At 67.6% G+C, this 13,113-nt stretch carries 13 protein-coding genes; 2 read left to right on the top strand and 11 right to left on the bottom strand.

Features of this window, described 5'->3' with window-relative positions; genetic code table 11:
* Positions 1–4: 4 nt before the first annotated feature.
* The 8 genes from HF885_RS01535 to HF885_RS01500 all read right to left on the bottom strand — a co-directional run bounded on the left by HF885_RS01535 (position 5) and on the right by HF885_RS01500 (position 8,413).
* Positions 5–676: a GTP pyrophosphokinase gene (locus tag HF885_RS01535; RefSeq protein ID WP_170103209.1), complete on the bottom strand. Its 672-nt coding sequence runs from the start codon at positions 674–676 to the stop codon at positions 5–7.
* Positions 666–1,937 carry a sensor histidine kinase gene (locus tag HF885_RS01530; RefSeq protein ID WP_170103208.1) on the bottom strand — a complete coding sequence of 424 codons (1,272 nt, stop codon included), beginning with the start codon at positions 1,935–1,937 and terminating at the stop codon, positions 666–668. The genes HF885_RS01535 and HF885_RS01530 overlap by 11 nt, the downstream gene beginning before the upstream one ends.
* On the bottom strand, positions 1,927–2,598 hold the full coding sequence (locus HF885_RS01525; protein ID WP_170103207.1) for a response regulator transcription factor: 672 nt from the start codon (positions 2,596–2,598) through the stop codon (positions 1,927–1,929). The genes HF885_RS01530 and HF885_RS01525 overlap by 11 nt, the downstream gene beginning before the upstream one ends.
* Before the next feature lie 249 nt (positions 2,599–2,847).
* On the bottom strand, positions 2,848–3,780 hold the full coding sequence (locus HF885_RS01520) for a putative ABC transporter permease (RefSeq protein ID WP_170103206.1): 933 nt from the start codon (positions 3,778–3,780) through the stop codon (positions 2,848–2,850).
* A 60-nt stretch (positions 3,781–3,840) separates the two neighbouring features.
* Positions 3,841–4,809 (bottom strand): ABC transporter permease, encoded by a 969-nt coding sequence (locus HF885_RS01515; protein ID WP_170103205.1) that lies wholly within the window; start codon positions 4,807–4,809, stop codon positions 3,841–3,843.
* On the bottom strand, positions 4,809–6,737 hold the full coding sequence (locus tag HF885_RS01510; protein WP_170103204.1) for an ATP-binding cassette domain-containing protein: 1,929 nt from the start codon (positions 6,735–6,737) through the stop codon (positions 4,809–4,811). Before HF885_RS01510 ends, HF885_RS01515 begins: the two co-directional genes overlap by 1 nt.
* 9 nt (positions 6,738–6,746) lie before the next feature.
* On the bottom strand, positions 6,747–7,448 hold the full coding sequence (locus HF885_RS01505) for a hypothetical protein (protein ID WP_170103203.1): 702 nt from the start codon (positions 7,446–7,448) through the stop codon (positions 6,747–6,749).
* Between the two features lie 122 nt (positions 7,449–7,570).
* Positions 7,571–8,413 carry an HAD family hydrolase gene (locus HF885_RS01500; protein ID WP_170103202.1) on the bottom strand — a complete coding sequence of 281 codons (843 nt, stop codon included), beginning with the start codon at positions 8,411–8,413 and terminating at the stop codon, positions 7,571–7,573.
* A gap of 225 nt (positions 8,414–8,638) precedes the next feature.
* On the opposite strand from HF885_RS01500, the gene HF885_RS01495 reads away from it, so the two are divergent.
* Positions 8,639–9,259, top strand: a complete 621-nt coding sequence (locus HF885_RS01495; protein WP_170103201.1) for a C39 family peptidase — start codon at positions 8,639–8,641, stop codon at positions 9,257–9,259.
* A 26-nt stretch (positions 9,260–9,285) separates the two neighbouring features.
* Here HF885_RS01495 and HF885_RS01490 read toward each other — a convergent pair whose 3' ends face one another.
* Positions 9,286–10,839 carry a Wadjet anti-phage system protein JetD domain-containing protein gene (locus tag HF885_RS01490; protein ID WP_170103200.1) on the bottom strand — a complete coding sequence of 518 codons (1,554 nt, stop codon included), beginning with the start codon at positions 10,837–10,839 and terminating at the stop codon, positions 9,286–9,288.
* Between the two features lie 607 nt (positions 10,840–11,446).
* Between HF885_RS01490 and HF885_RS01485 the strand changes: the two genes are divergently transcribed.
* Positions 11,447–12,064: a hypothetical protein gene (locus HF885_RS01485; protein ID WP_170103199.1), complete on the top strand. Its 618-nt coding sequence runs from the start codon at positions 11,447–11,449 to the stop codon at positions 12,062–12,064.
* Between the two features lie 42 nt (positions 12,065–12,106).
* Here HF885_RS01485 and HF885_RS01480 read toward each other — a convergent pair whose 3' ends face one another.
* Both HF885_RS01480 and HF885_RS01475 read right to left on the bottom strand, forming a co-directional pair.
* Complete coding sequence (locus HF885_RS01480; RefSeq protein WP_170103198.1) at positions 12,107–12,475, bottom strand: nuclear transport factor 2 family protein; 369 nt, start codon at positions 12,473–12,475, stop codon at positions 12,107–12,109.
* Positions 12,476–12,536: 61 nt separating this feature from the next.
* On the bottom strand, positions 12,537–12,998 hold the full coding sequence (locus HF885_RS01475; protein WP_170103197.1) for a hypothetical protein: 462 nt from the start codon (positions 12,996–12,998) through the stop codon (positions 12,537–12,539).
* Positions 12,999–13,113 lie beyond the last annotated feature (115 nt).

Here is a 13,113-nt window from a genome sequence, read left to right as displayed (position 1 = left end):
GCCCCTACGCCCGCCTTATGGCGTCGCGCAGCGTCTGCATGTCCAGGTCCACGCTCGCGATCTCGTCCGCACAGCGCTTCAGCTCCTGCGTGAGCAGCGCCTGGTTCTTCACGGACTTCTTGTACTTCATCTTGTGCTCGAGCGTCGCCCAGAAGTCCGTGGCGACGGTGCGGATCTGGATCTCGCACGAGGGGAGAAACGCCGCAGCCCCGCTCGTAAACCTCACGTTCATGTGATAGCTCCGGTAGCCGTTCGGCTTCGGGTTCTTTATGTAGTCCTTCGTGCGCAGCACCTCGACCTCGGGCTGGCTCTCGATCCAGCGCACCGCGGCATACACGTCGTCCTCAAACGCGCAGATGATCCTCAGGCCCAGGATGTCCTGCACGCCCGCGTCGATCGCCGCGGCAAGCGACGATCCGTCGCCACCCTTGCGCCGCACCTTATCCACCAGGCTCTCCGGCGACTTGATGCGAGAGGTGTAGTACACCACGGGCTTCAGGTCGTCGGAGTTGCCCTCCGTGCAGGCAAAGCCCTCGGCCAGGTCGTTCAGCTGCTCGAGCCCCTCCCGCAGCCGCGGCAGGTCCTTCCCATAGAAGCTCTCCAGCTCGGCCTCGCTCTCCGCATGGCACCTGCCCGCCAGCACGCGGCCGGCGGCGCCCTTCTCGTCAGCGCTCATCGCTACCTCCCTCGGTCTCGTGCCTCCACGCGCGCTGCGTGGGGTCTCGCGTCGTCGGCAGCGTCACGGTCATCGTGACGGAGCCTCCGTCCGCCTCGGCCTCCGCGTGCACCTTGCCGCCGTGCGCCCGGGCCACGGCCTCCACCATCGAGAGCCCGATCCCATAGCCGCCCGCCTCGTGGGTCCTGGCCCTGTCGGACTGGTAGAACCTCCCAAACCAGCGGCCAACCTCCTTCGGGTCCACCCCCTCGGTGGCGTTCCTCACGCTCAGCTCCGCCTGGTGCAGGCGCCGCTCGAGCCGCACCTCGATGGCGCCGCCGTCCACGGAGTACTTCAGCGCGTTGTCGATGAGCGCACCGACCATGCGCTGCAGGTACTGCTCGTTGCCCCGCACGTAGATGCCGCCGCACACGTCGCTTGCCAGCGGGTGGTCCTCCGTCAGCGTCCTCGACTTGAAGCCGCGCGCCTCCCGGGACACCACGTCGGAAAGGTTCACCACGCCGGCGCCGCGCTCGTTCTCGGTCGACGCGCGCGAGAGCACGATCAGGCTCTCCGTCAGCCCACTCATGACGTCCACCTGGCTCTTGATGTCGTCGATCCACTCGCTCTTACCCACGTCCATCGCCAGGACGTCCGCGTCCGCGCTGATGATGGAGAGCGGCGTGCGCAGGTCGTGCCCCGCGTCTATCACAAACTGCCGCTGGCTCTCGTGCGCGCGCACGATGGGCTGCACGATCCGCTTCGACAGCAGCAAAAAGATCACGGTCACCACCACGACGCCCGCGCCATAGATCCGCAGCTCGGACGCGATGCTCGCGCTCAGGGTCTCCAGCTGCCTCGTGCGGTCGAGAAGGACCACGACCTTTGTCCCGTCCTTCTCGGCCCTCACGCCGTAGCGGAACCTCCCCACATAGCCCCGGTCGGTGCCATGCGCGAGCGCGCGCCCCACCATGGCCCGCGCCTCGTCCTCGTCGATGGTCGCTACGTGGTCGAGGTTCGTCTCCACCAGCGTCCCGTCGGACGCCACGCGCGCCACCAGGTAGCGCATCTCGTAGAAGCCCTCGATCGTGCTGTTCGAATACCTGGAGGGGTCCTTCGGGAGCTCTCCCCCCTCCTCGACGATGGTGTCGATCGACTTGTCCGCGTCCGCGTCCACCTGGGCGCGGCGCGTCATGTACGTCCCCAGGAACATGACGCCCAGCAGCACCACAAGAGAGGCGAGCACGCTCAGCGTCAGCTGTATGCGCAGCCTACGCTCCAACGGTCTCGACCATCCTCCAGCCGTCGCGGTCCGAGCCCTCCACCTTCACGCACGAGCCCAGCGCGTCGAGCTTGCCGTTCAGGTAGCTCGCGTACAGCTCCACCTCGCCATCGAGCGCCTCGCCGTCCCATACGCGCTCCCTCAGCCAGTCCGTGTCCACGGCCTTCCCGCCCGCGTGCGCCAGAAGCGCAGCCATCTGGGCCTCGCGCTGGTTCACGCCCAGGGAGGCCGTCCGCGTGGTCAGCGTGGAGGAGTCCTCCTCTATCACCAGGTCGCCAAAGCGCACCTTCGACGACGCCCCGGACCTGTGCCGAGCGGCGGCGCGTATGCGCGCCACGAGCTCGCGGCTGTCGTACGGCTTCGTGATGTAGTCGTCCGCGCCTTCAGCCAGGCCGGCGACCTTGTCGTCCACCTGCGTCTTCGCGGTCAGCAGTATCACGGGAACGTCGTTGCCCTCCGCACGGACGCGTCGCAGCACCTCGAGGCCGTCCAGCCCCGGCATCATGATGTCCAGCACGGCGACGTCAAAGTACCCGCGGTCGAGCGCGTCGAGCGCCTCCAGGCCGTCGTGGGCCACCTCCACGGCAAGGCCGTTCTTCTCCAGGATCACCTCGGTCGCACGGGCCAGCCGCACGTTGTCCTCCGCAAGCAGTACACGCATGACAATCCCTTCGTCGCGCGGGTGGCCCCGCCGCATCGCGGAGGGCAGGGCGTCCGCGTGGACGCCACCCGCATGGCTATGGTACCCATAAGCGCGTGCGGGCCGCCGCGCGCCCGCTCGCCGATGCCCACGTATGAAACGCGGACGCACATAGCTGTACGCCCGCTGAAACAGCCTGCTTGGCATGTCTTGGCGCATCCGGCCCCACGCCACCCCCGCAACGCACCCATGCCGCCGGCCGTCGCGGGCCTACTTGCCGTGCCCCTCGATCACCATGTTCTCGAAGCGGTGAGACATGAACTGGTTCGAGAAGTTCTTGTCCACCCACGCCTCGAACTGGTTCTTCGGCGGAATGCCCTGGTCCCGCTCCGCGCGCCTCGTGAAGCATGCCAGCGTCATGAACACGTCCAGCGACAGGTACGCCGCAAGTATCAGCACGAAGATCACCTGGCGGCGCGTGGTGGGCTCGCCAATGAGCCCCAGAAGCCACGGCGTGATCACGTTTGCCCAGACAAGCCCCAGCGCGCCCCAGAAGAACAGGAACGGCCACGCCACCCACTTCGTGATGCAGCCGGGGACGGTCGTGTAGTCCCACGACACCGCGCCCATGAACGTCTCCATGCCCCAGCCGGTCAGCTGCTCAAGCAGGCCGCCCACGACCATGGACACCAAAAAGATCATCCACCACTTCGCCTTCTTGCGGCGCAGCTTGAGCGATATCAGCGTCAGCAGCACGGCGCCCACGCCGTAGAGCGGCGAGAAGGGCCCCCATACCAGGCCGTAGCGCCCCTCCGTGAGCCCAAGCGTCGCGAACATCCACAGCTGCTCGAGCAAGAGCCCGCCCACGGAGCCGACGACGAACAGGATGACCACTTGGTACCAGCCAATGCGCATGTGGTCCACGCGGTCGTCGCGAACGACCCGCTCGCGCTGCGCAAGCAGGTGCAGCTGGGCCCTGGACAGCTTCAGCGGCTTGCCTATGAGCTCGCGGTAGCCCTTCAGGCGGTAGTAGTAGTCCAGCTCCCGCGCCGCGTCGCGAACCTCCCGGGGCAGCTCGCGGTCCTCCGCCGCGCGCTGGATGGGCTTGCCGCGGCCAAGCCAGGCCACAAACCACCTGACCGCGAACACGATCCCCCTCACCACGAGGGCGAGCGCCAGGAGGCTCACGAGTGACCAGAACATGCTTGCGTCTCCTATCTTCCTGCCGCGGCCGCGCCCCGCCGGGCGCCGGCGCGGGCCAGGCTAGCGAATCTCCACCGTCCGGCGGAAGCCCACCAGCGCAAGGACGATCCCCGCCAGCGCCAGCACGCCCAGCACCGCCCACACGTGCCCCAGGTACGCGGCGGTCGCCGTGTACTCGGGCAGGTTGTGGCTCACGCCAAGCACGCCGGGGTTCAGCGGGAAGTTGGTTATGTAGTCCTGCAGGCGCGCTATGAGCTTGTCGAAGAACGGTATGGGGAGCCCGCCCGCGGGAGAAGAGCTCACCTCGCCGTTCACCTGTCCCGTCACCTGCAGCGACACCTGCCGCATGATCTTCTTGACCGAGGTCTCCGCCTTCCACGGCAGCGCGTCGATGTCGAAGATCGTGCCCAGGCCGGAAAGGCCCCATCGCACGATGGTCGTCTCGCGCAGCGGTCGCACCGCATCGGGCAGGCCAAACAGCGTCTCGGACATGATGAGCTCGTATATCAGGATGAACGGCGCCACGGTCAGGGCCTGCTGCGACGTGCGCACGATGGCCGAGACCCCCAGCCCCAGCATCTGCGCCGCAAACGTGATCAGGAAGAGCGTGACCAGGTACTCCGGCATCGCGGGCGCAAGCAGCGCCTTCGTCTGCGCGGGAAACTCGATTATCGACGTCGTCATCCAATACAGGACGCACGTTTGGAGAAATGCGTGCACGGCCTGCCACACCACGTTCGCGAACACGAAGCTGAACGAGTTGAGGCCCGAGAACTTGTCGCGCTCAAGCACGTCGCGTGCGTCGCAGATGCACAGGATGGAGTCGAACAGGCCCATCCACAGGCAGCAGCACACCACTATGAAGAAGCCCACCTTCGCGTTCTCGTAGTAGTCGAACATGCGGTAGCGTATGACCCACGCCGCAAGCGAGCTGATGATGAGGGCGGACGCGCCCATCATCAGCTCGGACCTCTTGTTGAACGACTCCCTGGCAAGCATGGCGACCTGCCTAAAGAAGCTCAGGCTCATCAGCAGATGCCTCCCAGCTCGTCCGGATGGTCCCGACGCCACTCCTCGAAGCGCCTGATGAACGGGTACGGGTCCTTGTCCATGAGGGTGTATATCTCGCGCGTGGAGCGGGTGTCGAAGTACTCGAACAGCTTGTCCGGCGTGCCATAGAAGCAGACCTTGCCGTGCGCGAGGAAGCAGATCTTGTCGAACAGCTGGATGTTCTCGTAGTCGTGGTTGATCACGAGCGCCGTCATGCGCCGGTTGTGGACCAGGCTGTGCAGCACCGCAACCAGGTTGCCGGAGTCCCCGGGGTCCAGGCCGGACGTCGGCTCGTCCAGCACGAGGCCGTCCGGGAACGAGAGGAGCTCGCACGCCACGGACACGCGGCGCTTCTCGCCGCCCGAGCACTTGCGTATGAGGGTGCGGCGCACCTTCTGCAGGCCAAGCTCGCGCACGACGCGGTCCACCCGCTCGCGCGCCTTCTGCCGGGGAAGGTGCTTCACGGCGCGCGCGTAGAAGTCCAGCTGCTGGGCCACGGTCAGGTTCTCGTGCACGAGGTTGCGCTGCGGCACGAAGCCCAGGCGGCCGCCAAACACCACGCGGCCGCGCGTGGGCTTGAGCGTGCCCAGGATGATGCTGCCCAGCGTGGACTTGCCGCCGCCGGAGCTGCCCACGATGGCCACGAGCTCGCCGCCCTTGATGGTGAGGGTGATGTCGTCCAGCACCACCTTGCGCCCGAAGCTGCGGCTCACGTGGTCGAGCACGATGTTGCCGCCGCGCACGGAGCCGGCGTCCTCCGACTCCGAGCCCTCGGCGAGCGCGCGCTCGCACTCCGCCATCTCCTCGCGGGCGTCCTCGCGGCCAAGCTCCAGCGCGCGGGCGAAGAGCTTCCGGGCAAGGTCGTAGTCCTGCTCCACGAACATGCCCGTGCCGTAGTACAGCGCAAGCTGGAACGCGGCGTCCGCGTTGCCGTTCTCTATCGCGAGGCTGAACCACGCCAGGCCGCGGTCCACGTCCTGGTCCAGATACTTGCCGATGAGGTAGTAGTAGCCAAGGTCCCACATGGCCGTGGTGTTGCCCGCCTGGGCGGCGCGCTCCCACCACTCACGCATGAGGTCGTAGCTCTGCGGCACGCCGTTTCCCGCCTGGTAGCGATTGCCCAAGGAGCGCATCGCCGCGCGGTCCCCCGCCGCGGCACGTGCCTTGAGCTGGACGATCTCTCCCTCCTCAAGCTCGGTGTCGTCCTCGTCGCGTCCCGGCGCGGAAAGCGCGTCGTGGTAGCTCGGCCGCTTAGCACTGCCGGCCGCCACCGCGTCTGCCGCCGGGGCGTCTGCCGCCGGAGCGTGGCCTGCCGGCTCGTCTGCCGCCGCAGAGGCCTCGGCGCCAGACGACCGATCGACGTCGCTTGGCTCCTCGTCGCCGCGCTCGCCCTCGGAGGGCGCGTCTTCCCCCGCGTCGGTTTCGGCCGGCTGCGGCGCGTCCTTCTCGCCCTGGGCGAGAAGGACCTCGTCCCCCGGTTGGGCCTCCACCGTGACCTTTGGCTCGTCCGTGGCCGTGGCGTCCGCCGTCGCACCCGCCGCGTCCGATGCCGCGCGGGCCTTCGGGAGCGCGACCGTCACGTCGCCGGGCTCCGCGGGGACGTCCGCCTCGCGGGGCTTCGCCAGCGTGGAGTAGTCTATGTACACGCGCAGCCTCTTGCCGCGCTTGCCGGCTTTGCCCGCCTTGCCGGACCCATCGCGTCCCGCGGCGCCGCCCTCCGCGCCCTCGGGGCATGCCGCCGCGGCGGCGTCGGCCTCAGGCGTCGCGTCCCCGCCCGGGCGCGCATGCTTCTCGCCCTTGGCGGCCTTGCCCTTCTTGTCCTTCTTCTTGTGCTTCTTCCGCTTTCGCTCCGGCTCTGGCTTGCCCCAGTAGACCTCGGCGTCGCTCTCAAGCTTCTTCTTGCCCATGGCCCACCGCTAGCTTGTGATGATCGACACGATGTCGCTTGCGCCCTTGAGCAGCGTCAGCTCGTCGTGCAGGCTCTCGTACGTGTCGTTCGTGCCGGAAAGTATGCTCAGCAGCCGGTCACGCGTGCGGTTCAGGCTCGATATGTGGGCGTCGCCCGCGGCGCGCACCTGCTTTTCGCAGTCCTTCGTGATCTTCTGCGCCTTGTCCACCTTCTTGAGCAGCTTCGACAGGTCCTTCGCCGATCCTATGCCCGACCCGTCCGCGGGCACCACCTTCTGGAGCCCGTCGCACACGGGCATCAGGGCGTCGTCGCAGGAGCGCTTGCCCACGGCGGCCAGCGTGCGACCCATGCGCACGTCGTCGCCAACCACGGGAAGCCGCGCGGGTATGCCCCACACCCACAGCTGCGTCTGCTCCTGGATCTTGTCCATCGCGGCGGTCAGGCTCTTGGACGCCTTGATGGCGGCCGGGTAGTCCGCCTTGCGCGCGGCGGCCGTCAGGGCGTCGTAGCTCTGGTTCACGTCCATCATGCCGTCCTGTATGGCAAGGTAGCTGCGACCGAGCGCAAACAGGTACGCAACCAGCAGCGCAAGCACCACCAGCAGGATCGCCTGCTTGCGCCGGCGGCGCGTCTGGTCCGCGGCGGGGCGGGGCTCCTGCGGCGGAATCTCGTCGCGCCCCAGGCCCAACTTGGTGAGGTGCTTGGCCATGCTCGCCTCCACGTGACAGATGACTGTGCGGGGCGCCGCGTGCCGGCACCCGCTCGTTAGGCTATCTTATCACCCGCGCCGGACGCGGCGCGCTGCGGGGCGCGGCGGCGCCACGGCAGGCCCTATAGCATGAAGCGGGGCGTGCGGCCCTCGCGCGTGGCGCAGGCGATCTCCTCCAGGGCCGCGGCCACGCTGTCCTCGTCGCAGCGGCCAATGTGGTAGCGGGCCGCCGCGGCTGCGGCAGGCGTCGCGTTCGCCACGGCCGCGGAGTTCTTGAGCGCGCCCATCAGGGCCAGGTCGTTCTCCGCGTCGCCAAAGAACACCACCTCGTCCTGGCGGATCCCCATCGCGTCAAGCAGCATCGGCAGCGCCGTGCCCTTGTTCAGGCCGCGCGGCACCACGTCGCACCATGCGTCCACGGGCTGCACTATGTCGAACTCGGGACACGCCTCCATGCCGCCGGCCTTGATCTTCTCCAGCACGTCCTGACCCAGCGGGCACGCGATGGTCGCCGCGATCAGCTCGTCCTGCGGCACAAAGTCTGCCAGCGTGCACGTAAACTTGAAGCGCTCCGCGTACGGCGCCGCGTCCGCCTCCGTGGTCGCGACGCACCACGCCGGGTTCGTCGCGTCGTTTACCAGCGGGTACGCGGTCACGAAGCAGTGGTCGAAGCCGCGCACGTAGTCGCTCAGGCGCTGCAGCGCGGCGTTGTCTATCAGGCTCTTGCGGCGCAGCTCGCCGTCCACGTAGATCTTCTTGCCGTTCGAGAGTATGCCCGTCTGGAACGCGGAGTCGTCGCCGCCAAAGAAGCGCATCAGCTCCTGCGTGTCGCGGCCGGTCGCGGGGCCAAACTCCACGCCGGCGGAGCGCAGCTCGCGAATGGCGTCCATCGCGCGCGGGCTCACGCGCTCCGCGCCAAACGGGATGAGGGTGTTGTCCATGTCCGTCAGGACCAGCTTGATCATGCCTTGCCTTTCGCTTGGGTTGCGACGACCGCACGGGCGCCGGGCGAGAAGTGCCGCCGCCCAAGAAGATAGCATCGCCCGGGGCGCAAACATCAACACTTCCGAAAGTTTTCGCTTTGCCATGGATGCCGGCGCATAAATGGCTACCCTGTTGTGTGCAGGATTTCGCGTCATGCGACGGCGTGCGCCGCTGCCGCCATGACACCAAGCGCCGGGAGGTTCCACATGCTGATGCCGCAGGAGAGCGCGCGCAGGCTCTTCTTCCCGCAGGCGTACGCGGGCGGCGAGGGTGCGCAGTGGTCGCGCCTCTCGTACTGGTGGCAGGACGTCGAGCTTTCCGGCTGCGGGCTGTGCTCCGCGGCCATGTGCATCGACCTCGTCACAAACCGGGACCTCACGCCCCGCGACGTGCTCGCGCGCTACCGCAAGGACGGTATGGACGACGCGGGCGCGAGCAAGGTGGGCGGACGCAACATGAGCACGCTCCTGAACGAGTACAACGCGCGCACGTTTGGCATACGCTCCTTCCCCATCGAGCGCAGCGTGGGCGCGTTCAGGCAGGCGCTCGCGCAGGGTGACGTCATCTGGGCGTCGAGCTCCGACCGCCAGGGCACGCACCCGTGGCACTACGCGGACGGCTCCATGCAGCCGCTGGACCCGTGTGGCATCCAGCACCCGCACGGTCACATCGTGTGCGTCTGGGCCTACGAGGACGGCGCGTTCCTGGTGAAGGACCCCCTTGGCCCCAGCCAGCTCTGCAACAACGTGCGCTACACGGACGACCAAATGGAGCGCTGGCTCGCAGGAAACGACCACCAGCAGTACCGCGTCTCCGCGGTGCGCTAGCCTCCGCGGCGCGCGAGCGTCCGCGCCTAAAGGTCGCGCTTCGTCAGGATCTCCTGCGGAATGAGCCCGCACGACTCCACCACGGCGCGCGCGTAGTCCGCCTCCTCGGCGCTCATCCCCTCGCACACCAGCGACATGTCCGGCACGTCTATGTTCGCCTGGCCGGTCGACTCGTTGTCCGTCGGGTCCGGGAAGCGCTCCATCGCGCGCCGTACCATGAGCCCATACGCGGGCGAGAAGGACGAGAACTTGTACTTCTCGCCCAGCTCGGCGCGCAGCTTCATCATGAGGTCCACTCCCGCGCGGTCGATGTCGCCCCAGTACAGCACCTCCACGGAGTCCGCGCCCAGCGTGTCCAGCAGAAGCGACAGCCGGTTGTGCTCCAGCACGGGCGTGCCGCCGCCCAGCACCACGGCATGCACGCGCTCGCCCAGGATCTGCGTGCGGCCGTCCTCGTACATGAGGTCGTGCACGTCCAGGTAGGGGTCCAGGTTCTCCGTCACCAGCACGCGCATGTGCTTGCGGCGGCGCGGCGCGTGGTACACCAGGTCCGGCTTCGGCATGGGCCTGTGGCGCACCACGTCCTCCATGCCCATGGCGCGCAGCAGGCGAAATCCGTCGCTGCCGTACTCGAAGAACTTCTCGTCCCCGCCCATCTGGTACGCCAGCTGGCGCCGCGTGATGTCGCCGGGCAGCATGCCGTCCGTCAGCACGTCGTTTATGGCCGTGAGCTCGCGCTCGTACATCGTGAAGGCTCCGGGGTGGCTCAGCAGCCAGCCGTTCATCCAGAAGCGCGGGTCAAGCGCCACGATCCTCTGGCGCGCCTGTGCGTCGGACTCGTTGCCGCGGCGCACGTACGGTACCTTCTTCAGGTCGCGCCGCGACGCCTCGCGACGGCGTGCGCCGCCGCGCCGGGCGGCCCTGCCGGAACGCGCGCCGTCCGCGGGCTCGGGGGAAGGCGCGGCATCGGCCTCGCCTTCGGCCTCGGGCTGGACGGACGCGTCCTTCTCGCCCGCGGCGGCATCTGCCTGCGCGGCTATCGGGGAGGCAGGCTCGGCGCCTGCGTCCGGCGCATCTGGCATGGGCGCGTCCGCGGCGCAGGCGGCCTCCCCCGCGTCGCCTTCCGCCTCGCCTTCCGCGGGCCCGTCCGAAGGCGCGGCATCGGGCGCCCCGTCCTCGCGCGACCCGCTTGCGTCGCCCGCCGCCCCGGGCGCGGGGTCGTCCGCCTGCGCGGCCAAAGCGCCCGCGTCATCCGACGAGGCGTCCGACACCTCCGCGCCGGACTCGCCGGCATCCGTCTCCGCGGGCGCAGGGACGCACACGTCATACGCACCGTCCTCGTCCGCGCATGGCACCAGCACGCCGGCGCGCATCATCTTCTTCAGGGCGTTTGCGCTCACCTTGTACTTGCCCAGGATGCGCTCCACGTCCTTCGCCGTAGCCCTCCCGTCGGGAAGCCGAACGAGCGCGCTCGCGATACCGGGGGCATAGCCCCTGTCCGCAGGCTCAAGCTCCTGCACCAGGACACCGCGCAGCGCCTCCGCGTCGTCTCGTTCCTGTCCCGTCATCTTTCGAGCCATTGCCTCGTCCTTTCGATGCGCCAGGCGCGCGGCCGATGCACCTTGGCACCCTTCGCCCCGCGTGGTCACGCACCATTTTCTCCCAAAGCACACATCCGTGCACGGCGCGGCCCTGCGCATGCCGCCCAAGCAGCGACGTCCTTGCGCGCGGCGCCACCACGGCGGTGCTTCGTCATCAAAAAACATGCGACGCGACCGTCGGGACGGCGAATTAATGTCCACTGCGGTCGCTATACCTCTAATAGTGACATTCGTGCTTGCACGTTTCCAGACGAACGGAGGAAATCATGGGCTCTAACACGGAAAACGACCACACCTCTGGCAGCCGGGACGCCAAGCCAACGACCAGCGCGGGCCACGTCTTCGAGGTGGGTTACGTGCCGCACGCGCGCGACGCCGCGCAGGTAGACGCAGCGCAGGCAGGCTCCGCTGCCGCCCAGGCAGGTGCATCGTCCGGCGACGCGCGAGAAGATCCGAAGGCTTCCGCCGGCGCCCCGCCCTTCCCTGGCAGGGATGCGCCCGCGGCAGCGTCCACGGGGAGAGAGCCACTCCCCGAGGAAGAGCGGAAGCGCCGTCGCCGCACCAGGATCTCATCGCGGCCGTCGCCGTGGCCGTGGTCGCCCTGCTTGGGGCCAGGTACGCCGTCGCATCGCACAACCAGCAGGTCGCTCACGAGGAAGCCGTCGCGCGCAAGGAGGCCGCAAAGAAGAGGAGCCAAGAGGAGCAGGCGAAGGCGATACGCGTGCACGACGAGTACGTCTCGAACCTCAACAAGGTGTACGGGTACATGATGGGCGGTGCCGTGACCTCGGAGACCGCGTGTAACCTCACCTCGGGCGTGTGGCACGACGCCATCTTCGGCGGGTGGGACGACGAGACGAGCCCCTACCAGGCAAGCGACTTCAACGACGCGCTCAAGAAGCTGTACGAGAGCGAGAAGTATCAGGGGTACGTGAGCAGCATCGAGGACAGCAACGACAAGATCGACGACATCATGCGCGAACTCACCGACCCGCCGAGCGACTGCGAGAGCGCCTACGATACGCTGCAGGACCTCTACCCCGAGTACCAGTCGTTTGCCAGCCTCGCGACCGACCCTTCCGGGAGCTACACGACCTACACCCAGAAGTTCGAGGAGGCCGACTCGACCGTAAGCTCGAAGATCCAGCTCCTGAGCACTCAGATACCGGATGCCATAAAGTCCGACGACAGCTCCAGCAGCTAGGTCAGTCCACGCACAGAGCGGTGACCGACATCGCGACAAAGCCTAGAAGTGGCCGTTTCCGTTGTTGAAGACGTCGTCCGCAGAGATCGGCTGAATCACGTCCCAGTGCTCCGCGAGCATCCCGTCCTCCACACGATAGATGTCGCACACCTTCGCCGCGCCGCCGTTTGCGCGGAAGTCGCAGCGGAAGAACACGAAGACCCTGTCGCCGTCCTGTGCCACGGACATGATGGTCATGTGCGGGTCGAGTCGGAAGAAGCCCTCGGCAAACGCACGGAACCCCTCTCGTCCATCGGCGACCTCGGGGCTGTGCTGCCTGTAGTCCTCGCGCATGTAGCGTCCTAGGTCGCTCAGGTCGTGCCCGTTGAACACCTTGTCGTAAAACTCGAGCACAAGCTCCTTGTTGGTCATGGCCCATCCTCCATTCGATCGCGTCGGAGACCGACAACGTCATGTGCGGGCAGCGCCCCGCCTATCGCCCGTCCGTGCCGTCGTCCTCCTCGCCCGCTTCGTCCTTCTCGGCGTCGCCGCCGGCGTCGGCCTCGGCCTTCGCGTACTTTCTAGTCCTCACCGCATCGGGATCGACGCCCGCAGCCTCAAGAATGTGGCGAACGTTCTTCTTTCCGTTCTTTATCCCCTTGTAGAGAACGGCCGAGAAGAGCCCGCCCAGCACCATGAGCGCGACGCCGAGCACGAGCACCCACATCGCCGCGCTCTGCCAGACGTAAGCGTACACCATAAGCGCCCCCACCGCCACGACTGAGTACCCTATGCGCTTGTACACCTCTAGCCTCATGATCGCCTGCGTCTGCCTGTCCGCCTCCTGTATGAGGGCATGACGCTTCTCGTCGCTCATCGGGGGCGCGGCATAGGTTGGCTCAGGCGCGTCCGCCGACGAGGAGGGACGCTGCGTCTTCTTACCGCTCTTGCTCATATATCCTCCCTGAAGACACCGGATATGGGAAGCATAGCCCACACCCGCTTTGTCCGCCCGCGAGGGGCTTCGCCGATCTTTCGCACCACATGACAAGGCCGGCCTCCCGCAACCA

The organism is Parafannyhessea umbonata (genome assembly GCF_012844235.1).
Taxonomy (GTDB): domain Bacteria; phylum Actinomycetota; class Coriobacteriia; order Coriobacteriales; family Atopobiaceae; genus Parafannyhessea.
Note: the sequence above shows the minus strand (reverse complement) of the source record. Positions and strands in the feature narration are given on the sequence as shown.

Bases quoted from the DNA above. Each gene is read 5' to 3' on its own strand.
- HF885_RS01535 (WP_170103209.1), bottom strand. From the start codon at position 676: ATGAGCGCTGACGAGAAGGGCGCCGCCGGCCGCGTGCTGGCGGGCAGG.
- HF885_RS01525 (WP_170103207.1), bottom strand. From the start codon at position 2,598: ATGCGTGTACTGCTTGCGGAGGACAACGTGCGGCTGGCCCGTGCGACC.
- HF885_RS01520 (WP_170103206.1), bottom strand. From the start codon at position 3,780: ATGTTCTGGTCACTCGTGAGCCTCCTGGCGCTCGCCCTCGTGGTGAGG.
- HF885_RS01515 (WP_170103205.1), bottom strand. From the start codon at position 4,809: ATGAGCCTGAGCTTCTTTAGGCAGGTCGCCATGCTTGCCAGGGAGTCG.
- HF885_RS01510 (WP_170103204.1), bottom strand. From the start codon at position 6,737: ATGGGCAAGAAGAAGCTTGAGAGCGACGCCGAGGTCTACTGGGGCAAG.
- HF885_RS01505 (WP_170103203.1), bottom strand. From the start codon at position 7,448: ATGGCCAAGCACCTCACCAAGTTGGGCCTGGGGCGCGACGAGATTCCG.
- HF885_RS01500 (WP_170103202.1), bottom strand. From the start codon at position 8,413: ATGATCAAGCTGGTCCTGACGGACATGGACAACACCCTCATCCCGTTT.
- HF885_RS01495 (WP_170103201.1), top strand. From the start codon at position 8,639: ATGCTGATGCCGCAGGAGAGCGCGCGCAGGCTCTTCTTCCCGCAGGCG.
- HF885_RS01490 (WP_170103200.1), bottom strand. From the start codon at position 10,839: ATGGCTCGAAAGATGACGGGACAGGAACGAGACGACGCGGAGGCGCTG.
- HF885_RS01480 (WP_170103198.1), bottom strand. From the start codon at position 12,475: ATGACCAACAAGGAGCTTGTGCTCGAGTTTTACGACAAGGTGTTCAAC.
- HF885_RS01475 (WP_170103197.1), bottom strand. From the start codon at position 12,998: ATGAGCAAGAGCGGTAAGAAGACGCAGCGTCCCTCCTCGTCGGCGGAC.